At 40.1% G+C, this 13,895-nt stretch carries 11 protein-coding genes; 2 read left to right on the top strand and 9 right to left on the bottom strand.

The features are described from left to right. Nucleotides 1-206: 206 nt before the first annotated feature. From pyk to DXN33_RS04065, 3 genes are all read right to left on the bottom strand, one after another. Complete coding sequence (gene pyk / locus DXN33_RS04055; protein ID WP_004259601.1) at nucleotides 207-1,712, bottom strand: pyruvate kinase; 1,506 nt, start codon at nucleotides 1,710-1,712, stop codon at nucleotides 207-209. 56 nt (nucleotides 1,713-1,768) lie between these two features. Further along, nucleotides 1,769-2,776: a 6-phosphofructokinase gene (gene pfkA / locus DXN33_RS04060; protein ID WP_000820863.1), complete on the bottom strand. Its 1,008-nt coding sequence runs from the start codon at nucleotides 2,774-2,776 to the stop codon at nucleotides 1,769-1,771. Nucleotides 2,777-2,857: 81 nt separating this feature from the next. Further along, nucleotides 2,858-5,959 (bottom strand): DNA polymerase III subunit alpha, encoded by a 3,102-nt coding sequence (locus tag DXN33_RS04065; protein WP_181897278.1) that lies wholly within the window; start codon nucleotides 5,957-5,959, stop codon nucleotides 2,858-2,860. Between the two features lie 289 nt (nucleotides 5,960-6,248). Here DXN33_RS04065 and DXN33_RS04070 point away from each other — a divergent pair, with 289 nt between their 5' ends. Further along, nucleotides 6,249-8,531 (top strand): Xaa-Pro dipeptidyl-peptidase, encoded by a 2,283-nt coding sequence (locus DXN33_RS04070; protein WP_115904421.1) that lies wholly within the window; start codon nucleotides 6,249-6,251, stop codon nucleotides 8,529-8,531. 471 nt (nucleotides 8,532-9,002) lie between these two features. Further along, entirely contained in the window at nucleotides 9,003-9,473 is a 471-nt protein-coding gene (locus DXN33_RS04075; protein ID WP_115904422.1) for an arginine repressor, read from the top strand. A 43-nt stretch (nucleotides 9,474-9,516) separates the two neighbouring features. On the opposite strand, the gene DXN33_RS04080 is transcribed toward DXN33_RS04075, so the two are convergent. From DXN33_RS04080 to cpoA, 6 genes are all read right to left on the bottom strand, one after another. Continuing rightward, on the bottom strand, nucleotides 9,517-9,675 hold the full coding sequence (locus DXN33_RS04080) for a hypothetical protein (RefSeq protein WP_007284777.1): 159 nt from the start codon (nucleotides 9,673-9,675) through the stop codon (nucleotides 9,517-9,519). 9 nt (nucleotides 9,676-9,684) lie between these two features. Beyond that, on the bottom strand, nucleotides 9,685-10,995 hold the full coding sequence (gene obgE / locus DXN33_RS04085; protein WP_049552528.1) for a GTPase ObgE: 1,311 nt from the start codon (nucleotides 10,993-10,995) through the stop codon (nucleotides 9,685-9,687). 63 nt (nucleotides 10,996-11,058) lie between these two features. Beyond that, the gene (locus DXN33_RS04090) at nucleotides 11,059-11,193 is read right to left on the bottom strand and encodes a DUF4044 domain-containing protein (RefSeq protein WP_000863852.1); all 135 of its coding nucleotides are present in this window, start codon (nucleotides 11,191-11,193) and stop codon (nucleotides 11,059-11,061) included. A 58-nt stretch (nucleotides 11,194-11,251) separates the two neighbouring features. Further along, the gene (locus DXN33_RS04095; RefSeq protein ID WP_000744434.1) at nucleotides 11,252-11,443 is read right to left on the bottom strand and encodes a PspC domain-containing protein; all 192 of its coding nucleotides are present in this window, start codon (nucleotides 11,441-11,443) and stop codon (nucleotides 11,252-11,254) included. Between the two features lie 14 nt (nucleotides 11,444-11,457). Beyond that, nucleotides 11,458-12,783, bottom strand: a complete 1,326-nt coding sequence (locus DXN33_RS04100; RefSeq protein WP_115904423.1) for a glycosyltransferase family 4 protein — start codon at nucleotides 12,781-12,783, stop codon at nucleotides 11,458-11,460. A gap of 15 nt (nucleotides 12,784-12,798) precedes the next feature. Then, a complete protein-coding gene (cpoA, locus tag DXN33_RS04105; protein WP_004254610.1) occupies nucleotides 12,799-13,842 on the bottom strand; it encodes an alpha-galactosylglucosyldiacylglycerol synthase in 1,044 nt (347 codons plus the stop codon). Nucleotides 13,843-13,895: the final 53 nt, after the last annotated feature.

The following is a 13,895-nucleotide window of genomic DNA, read 5'->3' on the forward strand; positions in this document are numbered from 1 at the left end:
TACTCTTTCAAAATTTCTAAAAAGGTCCTACGTTAAAGTATACCATAATTTCACCTTTTTTTCCATCATTTTCAATTATATTAGCTGAATCGTATTTGTATTAACTGGCCTTTTTTAAAAAGTTTTGCCCCTTATTTGCCCCCTGCTACAAAAAAACCTATCATACAGGCTAGAAAGCTTGATATGATAGGCTTTTTTCATTTTAATTAACGTACTGTACGGATACGCATTGTGTTTGTACGTACAGCTTCTCCAACTGGTACACCAGCTACGATAACGATATCGTCACCAGATTGTACAAGACCTGCTTCAACTGCTTTACGTTCAGCAATTTCGAACATATCATCAGTTGATGATGGAGCATCTGTCAACATTGGGATAACACCCCAGTTCAACATCAATCCACGTTCTGTCAATTCGTCGAATGTCAATGCCAAGATGTCAGCATTTGGACGGTATTTAGAGATCAAACGTGCAGTGTGACCTGTCTTAGTAAGAGTTACAACCAATTTAATGTCCATTGAGTTAGTAGCATCTTTAACAGCTGAAGCCATTACTTCTGTCTTAGAGTTACGTTCAAATGAATCTGAGTTCAAACGACCGTATTCGTTAAGAAGAGTCTGAGCGTTCTTGTCGATTGTAGCCATTGTAGTTACTGACTCAAGTGGGTATTTACCGTTTGCAGACTCACCTGAAAGCATTGTAGCATCAGTACCGTCGATAACAGCGTTGAATACGTCTGATACTTCTGAACGAGTTGCACGTGGTTTTTCAGTCATTGTTTCAAGCATGTTTGTTGCTGTGATAACAACTTTACCTGCAGCATTGACTTTCTTGATAATCATTTTTTGGTAAACTGGAACCATTTCGAATGGTACTTCGATACCCATGTCACCACGAGCGATCATGATACCATCAGCAGCTTCGATGATTTCATCCAAGTTGTCGATACCTTGTTGGTTTTCGATTTTAGCGAACAATTGAACGTGTCCGTTTCCAGTTTCTTTACAGATTGCACGAACTTCGTTCACGTCTTTTGCAGTACGTACGAATGAAATCGCGATGAAGTTAATTCCTTGTTCAAGACCAAAGCGGATATCGTCGTTATCACGTTCAGCAAGAGCTGGGAAAGGAATTTTAGTGTTAGGGATGTTAACACCTTTTTGTTTAGCAATTACACCATCGTTTTCAACTTCAACTTCAAACTCACGAGTTGCGTCATCTTTAGCAACCACACGAAGACCAAGTTTACCATCGTCAACCAAAACTTGACGACCAACTTCAACATCATCATAGATGTCAAGAGCACCAGCAACGTTCAATGCGATCACATCACGAGTTGATTTGATTCCTTGTTTAGTAGCAACACGGATTTTTTCACCAGTTGTGTAAGAGTACTCTTTTGCATCTCCTTCAAACAATTCAGTACGGATTTCTGGTCCTTTTGTATCAAGAAGGAAACCAACTTTTTTACCTGCAAGTTTTTCAGCAAGTTTAACAGTTGCCATACGGTCACCTTGCTCTTGGTGGTCACCGTGTGAGAAGTTGAAACGGAATGTGTTAGCACCAGCTTCGATCAATTTAGCAATGTTTTTAGCTGAAGCTTCAACATCAAGTTTTTCACCCCAGTATCCGTCATCACCGAATTTTTTACCACCACGGATTTCAACCGCAGGTCCCAAAGTTGCAACGATTTTTACACGTTTGTTCATGATTTTTGTGACTCCTTTATATATGACCTTTTTGGTCTTATTAACTAAATTATAAATTATGACAAGCTCTTATTCAAGCTAGATAGCTCAAGGTCAGCTTTATGTGGGTTGTTAACCACAATCTTACCATCTGCAGTAAGGCTAAACAATGCTCCTTCTTCTGCAGTTCCAAGAATTGGGTTTTCAACCATTTTCTCGTTACGGATACCAACCGCAACACCACCGATACCTTCTTTAAGAAGTTTAACGGCATGTGCACCCATACGTGATGCCAAAACACGGTCACGCGCAGTTGGAGAACCACCACGTTGAATATGTCCAAGTTCTGTCACACGAAGGTCGCTTGTATCTCCAGCTTCTTTAAGTTTTTGACCAAATTCAGCTGCTGACATCACACCTTCTGCCAAGACGATAATATTGTGTTTTTTACCACACTCGTATCCACATTTAATGCTTTCTACGATATCTTCAATCTTGAATCCTTCTTCAGGAATGATGATTTCATCAGCACCAGTTGCAATACCAGCCCAAAGAGCGATATCACCTGCGTTACGTCCCATAACTTCGATAACAAATGTACGACGGTGACTTGATGATGTATCACGAATCTTATCGATAGCATCCATAGCAGTAGTAACCGCTGTGTCAAAACCGATTGTGAAGTCAGTACCAACAATATCGTTATCGATTGTACCAGGAAGACCGATAGCTGGGAATCCATGTTCAGTCAAACGCATAGCACCGTGGTAAGATCCGTCACCACCGATAACAACTACACCTTCAATTCCGTGTTTTTTCAATTGCTCAATCCCTTTAAGTTGCCCTTCAAGTTGAGCGAACTCTGGGTAACGAGCAGAGTGAAGGAAAGTACCACCACGAGAAATGATGTCTCCTACTGAAGCCGCATCTAGGGGATGAATTTCACCGGCAACCATACCAGCATATCCGTCATAGATACCAAATACTTCCATTCCTTCTGAAATTGCTTGACGAACAACTGCACGGATGGCAGCGTTCATACCAGGGGCGTCTCCACCACTAGTCAAAACAGCAATACGTTTCATATTGGTTATGCTCCTTTTTCTTTTAACATTCTTACTGATTATATCACATTTAATTGGAAAATTCTTCTATTTTCCGTAATTTTAGCGATAAATCGTTTTCATAACGATTCCACCTAATTTCTCTTCTAATTCAGTGGATTTAGCTACAAAATGATTGGGAGAAACAATCGTTCTCTGTTCCTCTTCATACCTGATAATGACTGGGATTGGGCCTTTATATTGATCTAAAATTCTCGAAATTTCTTGATCTGAATCATGATTTTTCACCTGAATCCAAAAGCGCTCAGCCACTGCTTCTCTTATTTCTTGTGCAATCATTTGCAGACGACCATCACGTGACTGGACTTTCCCTTTAATATAGTAGAAGGCTCCCTCTCTTACTTCCTGCCCAACCTGACGATATAAGTCTGAAAAGAGTGTGACATCCAATTTTTTCTTACTGTCATCCACCTGTAAGAAAGCCATGTTTTCGCCCTTTTTGGTACGAATTACTTTTATTTTCTGAACTTCAACCAAAATAATAGCGTAGCTATTTTCTGACAAATTTCCAATTGGGGTAATCGGGTAAATAGCCTTACCTGCAATAGCTTGTAAGGGATGTTTGCTGACACCTACTCCTAGAAGCTCTTGTTCCATGTAGAATTTTTCTTGGTCCATCCAATCTTCCGATTCCTGCCAACTATATATCGTATCACCAAACAAGCTTCCTAACTCTTTCACAAATTCAAATAGATTAGCTAAATTATTGAATACTTTTTGACGATTTTTTTCAAATAAATCGAAAAGACCAACTTTTACCAAAGGTTCTAGCAGAGGAAGTTTCAGATAATTCTCAGGTAATTTAGCTATAAAATCTTCAATGCTCGAATAGGGTCTATTTTCAATAATCCAAAGCGCCAAATCCTTGCTGAGCCCCTTAATCGATTTCAAACCTAGATAGATGGACTTGTTGGCAATTTTATCGTGATAGGGAATAGTATTAATGGACAATGGGGCTACTTCAAAACCTGCTTCTAAGGCATCTGTTACATAATCACTGTTGACAGAATTCAACATAATTTGATAAAAGATGGCTGGATAATGCGTTTTGAAATAAGCCAACTGGAAGGCTAAGGCTGAGTAGGCATAGGCGTGAGATCGGTTAAAACCATAACCTGCAAACTTCTCCATAACATCAAAAACCTGCTCTGCTTTTTCCACAGTATGACCAGCTTCTATGGAGCCTTGAATAAAGGAAGCCCTCATCTCATGCATGGCAGAGGCATCCTTTTTACCCATAGCTCGACGCAAAATATCGGCTTTCCCAAGACTAAATCCAGCAAATCGCTGAGCAACCTGCATAACCTGCTCCTGATAGAGCATAATGCCATAAGTTGGAGCCAAAATATCCTCCAGAGCTGGATCGAGAACAGTCACTTCTTCCTGCCCATGCTTTCTTGCCACAAAATTATTGATGTAGTCACTGGCACCTGGTCGATTTAGAGAAGTAGTTGCTACGACATCTTCAAAACAGACTGGTTGCACACGTTTGAGCAAGCGAATGGCACCAGGTTGTTCAAATTGAAAGATACCTTTTGTATTGCCAGAGGCAAATAAAGCTAACGTTTCTTTGTCTTCCAAATCAATTTCTTCAATTTTAAGGTGAATACCTTCTGATTCAGCAAGCAATTCTTGCATCTTCTGGACAAAGGTCAAATTTCGCAGTCCCAGAAAATCCATCTTCAAAAGTCCGCTAGATTCAACTCCATGAGCATCATACTGAGTCAGCGGAATTTCGTCACCATGTTTTAGAGGGATGTAATTGGTCAAATCTTGGTCACTGATTACAACACCAGCCGCATGGACAGAGGTTTGTCTTGGATAGCCCTCTATCTTGCAGGCAATTTCAAAGGCTTTTTGGTATTCTAACTTACTATTGATTTGCTGACGAAACTGGAGGTTACCCTCATAAGCCGACTTGAGATTATCACGAAAACTGATTTTCTTGGTAATTGCAGATAATTCATACTCTGGCACACCAAAGCGCTTCAAAACATCTCGCAGAGCTTGCTTAGCCCCAAAGGTAGAAAAAGTAACGATTTGAGCCGCATGTTTACTACCATATTTATTACCAACATATCTGATAAAATCTGGACGATAAATATCAGGAATATCAATATCAATATCAGGCATGGTATAGCGTTCACGATTGAGGAAGCGTTCAAAAATGAGATCCTTCTCCACAGGGTCAATCCCTGTAATGTCTAGAGCATAGGAAACCAAGCTACCTACGGCAGAACCCCGTCCCATCCCCATATAGTAGCCATTCGAACGTCCGAAACGCAACAAATCCCAAACAACCAAGAAATAATCATCAAAGCCCATATCATGAATAACAGCCAATTCTTGGTCTAGACGGTCTTGATATTCTTTACTAGACAACCCCTTCTGAGCAAGCCCCAATTCAGCACGCTCTCTCAACTCTTCTACGGCTGGTCTAGCTGGATTAAAACGAGGCAGTTTCAGACTCGTATCCAAGTCATAAGAAATGCCTGAAATAAGCTTTTCTAAATTGTCAAGGGCTTGCGGAAAACGTTCTTGGAATAATTTTTCTAAAGAATTTGCTGATACAAAGACATCTTGTCGTGAACGCAAGGGAACTTCTCTAAGTGGTAGATTTTCTTTAATCGCTGTTAAGACTTGCAAAACTTCTCTATCCCTGCTTTCAAAAGCATTTACCCGATACAGTGGCAAAATAGGATGATGAAATTCGCTTGCCAGTGTTTCTGGGTAAACCCCTATATAGTAATCACAGCCTATATTGAGCGACTCCAGTCCATCAAAATAAGGCACAATTACCGCAATATCCTCTAGATACTGAGATAAAACTGACCAATCTTTCTCCCCCTGCATCTTGGATGTTGATAGTTTCATCAACTGCTGATAGCCCACACTAGATAAAGCTAAAAAGCGCAAATTCACATCCTTATCATCTACAAGCACATTCATTTCAAGCCCTAACAAAGGATGAATGCCGTATTTTTTTGTAACCTCTAGAAAATCGAAAGCCCCGTAAAGATTGTCAATATCCATCATAGCCAGATGAGTGTAGCCATAGTCTTTTGCTACTCTCACATACTTGTCGATTGAAATGACACTCTCCATAAAACTATAGACTGTTTTTGTATCTAGTTGTGCGATCAATTTACACTTCTCCTCTATCGTTCTCACTATATTATACCATTTTCTTAAAATTTCTATTACTATTACTGATACTTTAATATCTAATAGCTCAAATCATAGTTAATTAGACAATCCTTGGATGATTTCCAACAGTACCACTAATATTTTTGTATTTAAGCTTATCATTTCACATGTTTATTTTATAAATACTTATTTTTATTTATTATAGTTTCTATTAATTTTTATAGTATCTTTTCTCTCTATTTTTTGATATAATAACCTTAATATATTTCATAAGTAGGAGGCTTTTATGCGTTTTAATCAATTCAGCTATTTTGCGCTACCTAGAGATACAATTATCTTTGAATTAAAAAAGTATGGATTTGATTTACCAGTCAACATCACAAATAAAAAAATGCTTGAAGCGTTTCTTATTCGTTTCTTTTTTAATTATAAAGATAGTGCCTATCCTCTATCCTGTTTAGCAGTTGATAAAGAAACTGACTTACTGACTTTTCTTCAGTCAGACAAAGAGTTGACTGCAGATATTTTCTATATTGTAGCCTTTCAACTTTTAGGTTTTTCTTACTTGGTTGACTTCGAGGACAGTGATGTTTTTCGTAAAGAAACTGGTTTTCCCATCGTATACGGTGATTTGATTGAAAATCTCTATCAGTTACTCAATACTCGTACCAAAAAAGGGAACACACTTATCGACCAACTTGTTAGTAACGGTCTTATTCCTGAGGATAATGACTATCACTACTTTAACGGCAAAAGTTTAGCAACTTTTTCTAGCCATGATGTCATTCGAGAAGTCGTTTACGTTGAGTCTCGTGTCGATACTGACCAAAAAGGTCTACCAGATCTAGTCAAGGTCAGCATTATTCGTCCTCGTTATGACGGGCAAATCCCTGCTATCATGACAGCGAGTCCTTATCATCAGGGAACCAATGATAAAGCTAGCGACAAAGCACTTTACAAGATGGAGGGCGAACTCGAGGTTAAACCTACTCACAAGATTGAGCTAGAAGAACCTCAACTAAATCTCGTCCAAGCCCAAGGTCAAGCTGAGCTTGTGTCAGAAGCTGAGGAAAAACTGACGCACATCAACGCTAGCTATAGTCTCAACGACTACTTCCTTCCACGTGGTTTTGCTAATCTATATGTTTCAGGTGTTGGTACAAAAGACTCCACAGGTTTCATGACTAACGGGGACTATCAGCAAATCGAGGCTTATAAAAATGTTATCGATTGGCTCAATGGTCGTTGCCGTGCCTTTACTGATCACACGCGCCAGCGTCAAGTCAAGGCTGACTGGTCAAACGGAAAAGTGGCCACAACTGGGCTTTCCTATCTAGGTACCATGTCCAATGGTCTTGCGACCACAGGTGTCGATGGTTTAGAAGTTATCATTGCCGAGGCTGGCATTTCTTCATGGTATAACTACTACCGTGAAAACGGTCTGGTCACTAGCCCAGGTGGTTATCCAGGTGAGGACTTTGACTCCCTTACTGAACTAACCTACTCTCGTAATCTCTTGGCTGGTGACTATATCCGTGGGAACGAAGCTCACCAAGCTGACTTAGAAAAAGTAAAAGAGCAACTGGATCGCAAGACTGGCGATTACAATCAGTTTTGGCATGACCGCAATTATCTGCTCAATGCCCATAAAGTAAAGGCTGAGGTTGTCTTTACTCATGGTTCTCAGGATTGGAATGTCAAACCGCTTCATGTTTACCAGATGTTTCATGCCCTTCCTGCTCACATAAACAAGCATCTCTTTTTCCACAATGGCGCCCATGTGTACATGAACAACTGGCAGTCTATTGACTTCCGTGAGTCCATGAATGCCTTATTGACTAAGAAATTACTGGGACAGGAAACAGATTTCCAACTTCCTACTGTCATCTGGCAGGACAATACAGCTCCTCAGACTTGGTTATCACTTGATAACTTCGGTGGGCCAGAAAACTTTGAAACCTTCTCACTTGGTCAAGAAGAGCAGTTTATTCAAAACCAGTACTCAGATGAGGATTTTGAGCGTTATGGTAAGACCTACCAAACCTTCAATGCAGAGCTCTACCAAGGAAAAGCTAATCAGATTACTATTGACCTTCCTGTGACCAAAGATCTTCACTTGAACGGTCGAGCTCGACTCAATCTTCGTATCAAATCCAGCACAAACAAGGGGTTATTATCAGCCCAACTGCTAGAATTTGGACAGAAGAAATACCTACAACCTTATCCAGCTGTTTTAAGTGCTAGAACCATTGACAACGGTCGCTACCACATGTTGGAAAATCTCTGTGAATTACCATTTAGACCAAATGAACAGCGAGTCGTGACAAAAGGTTACCTTAATTTACAGAATAGAAATGATTTACTGTCAGTAGAAGATATTACTGCAGATGAATGGATGGATGTGCAATTTGAACTGCAACCAACTATTTACAAGTTAAAAGAAGGAGATACTCTCCGTCTAGTCCTTTATACTACTGACTTTGAAATCACCGTACGTGACAATACCGCTTACCAGCTGACTGTTGATCTTGAACAGTCTACACTTATCTTACCTTGTCAAAAGGTATAATGTAACAGACATTCAGTATGGAAAAATTTCCACTTGAATAGTCTAACGAAACAGAAACGTGGTATCAAATCCCGTCCAAAGAACAGATTATACTACCCCCGCTGCTGAACCTTGGACAAATGATACTAAAACCCCTAACCAACATGTGTAACCCTCTATCATACACGCTACCACACCACATGTTGGAAAATCTCTGTGAATTTCCATTTAGCAGAAATTCACAACAAGTCGTGACAAAAGGCTACCCTAATTGAATAATTTACTGTTAGTAGAGGATACCGATGTAGATAAACGGATAGATAGCCAATTCATCTCCACCCAACTAGCGAAAATGTAAATGAAGGAGATTCTCTCCGCTTATTCCTATTCTACTGACTTTGAAATCATCATACGTGACAATACCGCTTACCACCCGACTGACGATATCGTTCAGTCCACGCTTTCTGTACCTAGTACAAGGAGTAACATTTTATGAATAAATCTGAACACCGACACCAACTCATACGAGCTCTTGTAACGAAAAACAAGATTCACACTCAAGCTGAGCTACAATCTCTGCTTGCCGATAATGATATTCAAGTTACACAAGCTACACTTTCGAGAGATATTAAAAGCATGAACCTTTCAAAAGTGCGAGAAGAAGACAACTCTTACTACGTGCTCAATACAGGTTCAATCTCAAAATGGGAAAAACGTCTCGAAATTTACATGGAAGATGCTCTTGTCTTGATGCGTCCAGTTCAACACCAAGTCCTACTAAAAACTCTTCCTGGACTTGCTCAATCCTTTGGTTCTATCATTGATGCTTTGAGCTTCCCTGACGCTATCGCTACCCTCTGTGGCGATGATGTCTGTCTCGTCATCTGTGAAGATACGGAAGCTGCCCAAAATTGTTTTGAAGAACTGAAAAAATTCGCCCCACCATTTTTCTTTGGTGAATAGCAAAATCCCGTGTCTGATGAGGCACGGGATTTTTTTATCTTCTTTACTGAGATGGATTGTCTTTTTTAGTTCGTGCCAACCTCAAAGCACGATTTGGATTGAGACGATTAAATAGTTCTTCCAATTTCTTTTCATTCCAAACGTCTGCGGCGGAAACAAAATTGCCATCCGCATCTCGGAAAGATATCGGTTTATCTCCCATATCAGTCTCCTAGTCTACAAATTCAAACTCAAATTTACCAATTCGGACCAAATCACCGTCTTTAGCACCACGCGCACGAAGGGCTTCATCAACCCCCATACCACGAAGCTGGCGAGCAAATTTCATGACTGATTCGTCACGATCAAAGTTGGTCATATTAAAGAGTTTCATCAGTTTTTCACCAGAAAGCACCCATGTTGCATCGTCATCACGACTAATTTCAAAGGCTTTTTCTTCCTCGTCAAAGCCGTAGTATGCTTCTTCTTCCATATCTGACTCGTCATAGAGCAAGAATTCTGGTGTCTTGTCTAACAATTCAGCTGTAGCATCCAATAGCGTTGCAAGACCTTGCTTAGTCAAACCAGAAATTGGGAAGATAGCTGGTAACTCTTCAAATTCATCATAATTTTCAGCCAATTTTTTCTTAAATTCTTCAAGATTTTCCTGACTCTCAGGCATATCCATCTTATTGGCTACGATAATCTGTGGACGCTCCATGAGGCGAAGATTGTATGACTCCAACTCCTTGTTAATGGCAAGATAATCCTCATAAGGATCACGGCCTTCGCTAGCTGACATATCAATGATATGAAGGATGACACGGGTACGCTCGATGTGACGGAGGAACTGAGTTCCCAAGCCAACACCTTGACTAGCGCCTTCAATCAAACCTGGCAGATCGGCTACTGCAAAGGAGTCACCTGATTGAGTACGAACCATACCTAGATTTGGCACAATAGTCGTAAAGTGGTAGGCACCAATTTTGGGTTTAGCAGATGTGATAACACTTAAAAGTGTTGATTTCCCTACTGATGGGAATCCTACTAAACCGACATCTGCCAAAATTTTTAGTTCTAATTGTAATTCACGCTCCTGACCTGGTTCTCCATTTTCAGAGATTTCCGGTGCAGGATTTTTTGGTGTCGCAAAGCGGATATTTCCACGACCACCACGACCACCGTGGGCAACGATAAATTCTTGACCATGTTCAATCAAATCTGTCAAGACCTTGCCAGTCTCGGCATCACGCACAGTCGTTCCTTGTGGTACTCGAACTCTAAGGTCCTCAGCACCACGACCATGCATCCCTTTGGTCATTCCTTTTTCACCAGAATCAGCCTTGAAATGACGGTTATAGCGGAAATCCATCAAGGTACGTAGTCCTTCGTCTACAACGAAGACCACATTACCTCCACGACCACCGTCACCACCCCAAGGACCGCCATTAGGGACATATTTTTCACGGCGAAAGGCAACCATACCATCGCCACCATTACCAGCCTTGACCTTAATCTTGGCTGTATCTAAAAACATACTCATTTTTTCTTCTCACTTTAAAAAAGGGCTGGGAAATCCCAGTCACAAAATTTTCTTGAATCTATTTTATAGATTACTGAGGGCACCAATTGCAGTTGCAAAAATACCCAAAATACTTGCTACTAACATGATAAGTACGATAAGCAAGGTTAATTTCTCAAACATCGTTTTTTTACGTTTTCCATTATCTCCAAATGCCATTTTTATCTCCTTCGTTACATTCTATTTTCTATTATCTTAGCATGAATTTAGCTAGTTTTCAATAGTCACTTGCTACCGGCGCAATAATCCATAAAATGATATAAGCTACAATTCCTGCCCCATAACAAAATGCAAGAACACCCCATATTACACGAACAATAGTCGGATCAATATCAAAATAATTTGCGACCCCAGCACATACTCCAGCAATTTTTTGATCACTACCACTTCTCATCAATTGTTTTTTCATAGCTATTCCTCTTTCTATTCTTCATGGTCTTTCCAATAATCTCTGATGCTGATTAACTGTGTTTTTGAAGCCCTCAGCATTCGTCTAGAGCCTTTTACGGGCACAGCAACCACCTGTTGCGGTAAATACAAAACTGTCTTAAAGATACGCTGGCTGACCGTATCATCTTTTGCTAAATCTTTCTGGAAGTTATTTGAAATAATGGCATCCAGATAAAACTCATGCACTCGTTTTCCAAAGTTCTCAGCTGAAATCTCGTACAATTTCTCTGATAAGGTATGCTCATCCATATCTGGAGTTGCAATCAGGGCTTCCAAAATAGCTCCGGCCAAATCATGTTCCCCATAGTACAAGGTTCCAAACATTTTATCACTGATCAGATTGTCCAGATAAGGATTTCCATGAGCAATGACAGGCGTCCCACTAGCTAAGCTTTCCAAGTAAGTCAAACCTTGCGTTTCACTCGTTGAGGCCGAGATGAAGAAATCCGCCACCTTATAATAAAGAGCTGTCTCACTAGGAGCAATCATCCCTGTAAAGACAACAGATTCTTGAATCTCTAGTTTCTGAGCTTGCTCTTTGAGGTCATCCAGATAAGGTCCATCCCCAGCAACTACCAGTTTAACCTTGTCTTCCTCTTTCAGAACTTCTGCAAAAGCTGCTAAAACTGCTTGAATATTTTTTTCATAGGAAATTCTGGAAAGACTCAGCAACATCTGTTCATCATCTTGAATCCCTAATTTACTACGCAGTTCTTTCAAATTTTCCTGCTTGATTTCAGGACGCTCAAACTTGGCTAATTCAATCCCTGTTGGAATGACTCGTTTTTCAACCTTAACCTTATAGTCAGATAGCAAGTCATGGACAATCTCACTAGGGCAAATCACCCCATCCACATCATGCAGGAAACCTCTGACCAGATACTTTACCATGCTAGGACGAATCAACATCCCCTTGGCAATATAATGTACATAGTCTTCGTATTGGGTGTGATAGGTATGGATGACTGGAATCTTCAATTCACGCGCAATCCAAATTCCCAACAAGCCAAGAGAAAATTCTGTCTGAGTATGGATAATATCCAGTTGATATTGTTTAGCAATTTCAAGCGCCTTGCTGAATCCTCGATAGGCAAAGCGACGATCCTTAAAAGCAAAGAAGGGAACACTTGGAATGCGGATAATTTGCCAATCTTCATAACGATTGACATCCTTATCTGTCGTCGTAAAGATAAAAACAGCGTGCCCCTGCTTTTCAAGTTCGGTTTTCAAGGTTCGAATACTGGTCGCAACACCTGAAACCTGAGGAAAATAGGTATCTGTAAATAAACCAATTCGCATAGATTACCTCACTTTTTACTTTCTCCCTAAAGCGGCTTGTTTCTCATAAAAATCCAACCAGATTTGTAACAGATGCTCTTCTGAATACTCTCTAGAAATATTCTTAGCTTTTTCTTTCAAATCTTTTAAAGCAGCAGGATTCGCTTGATATTCCAGAATAGCTTCTTTCATCTCTTCTCTATCTGCTGTCGCCCGATAATTTCCCTCCAAAATTACCTTATAAAGATCTAAATCACGCAACATAATAGGAGCTTCACAACTGGCAGCCTCTAAAATCGTCATCGGAAAGAGCTCATTATAACTAGGAAGCAAGAAAAGATCCGCTAGGGCATACAACTCGCGCATCCGCTCTGGTGAGACAATTCCTGGAAAAATCAAATTTTTAGGGGGATTTTCCATGATTTTCTTGTAGCGTTCATAACCATCTGTCATACCACCAAAAGAGAAACCACCTGCCCAGATAAAGGTAATTTGCGGCAATTCCTCAGCCAGACGGATAAAATCGTCAATCCCTTTGCGTTTCTGAACTTGACCAGCACCTACTACGATAAACTGATTGTCACTAAGACCTAGCTCTGTACGCAGTCTCGCTACCTCTTCCTGTGGAAGCGGATGCCATTTTTCCTTGTTGACAAAGTTAGGGATATAGGTCACTTTTTCACGTGGAATACCAGCTGCCACTAAATCCTCAATAAACATAGGATTGACCACCACCAAGTGCTCCATCCGGTTGTAAAAAGAAAATACATAGCGTTTCACAATTCCCTTTATGAAAAATGGAATTTTCAAACTCCCCTCGAGTGTATCAGGTAAGAAATGCACATAGCCAATTTTCCTTCCTGATCGTTTCTTCTGGAATGTTGATAAATAATAGGGGAGATCAATTGTATGAAAGTGAGTCACATCTGCCTCTATTGGAAGATTTTCTGTAACAATCAATTGGTCCTTGGCATCACGGTGAAGAAGACGAACTAATTCACGGTAAGCACCTGAAACTCCTTGTCCTGCTACTTTCTCACTTGAACTCAACATATTGATGCGTAATTTCTTTTTTTCCATAACTACTATTATATCATTTTCTTTGAATAAAATCAGCAAAAGAAAGGAGAGAC

The sequence above is a fragment of the Streptococcus sp. NM genome (assembly GCF_003390135.1).
Taxonomy (GTDB): Bacteria; Bacillota; Bacilli; order Lactobacillales; family Streptococcaceae; genus Streptococcus.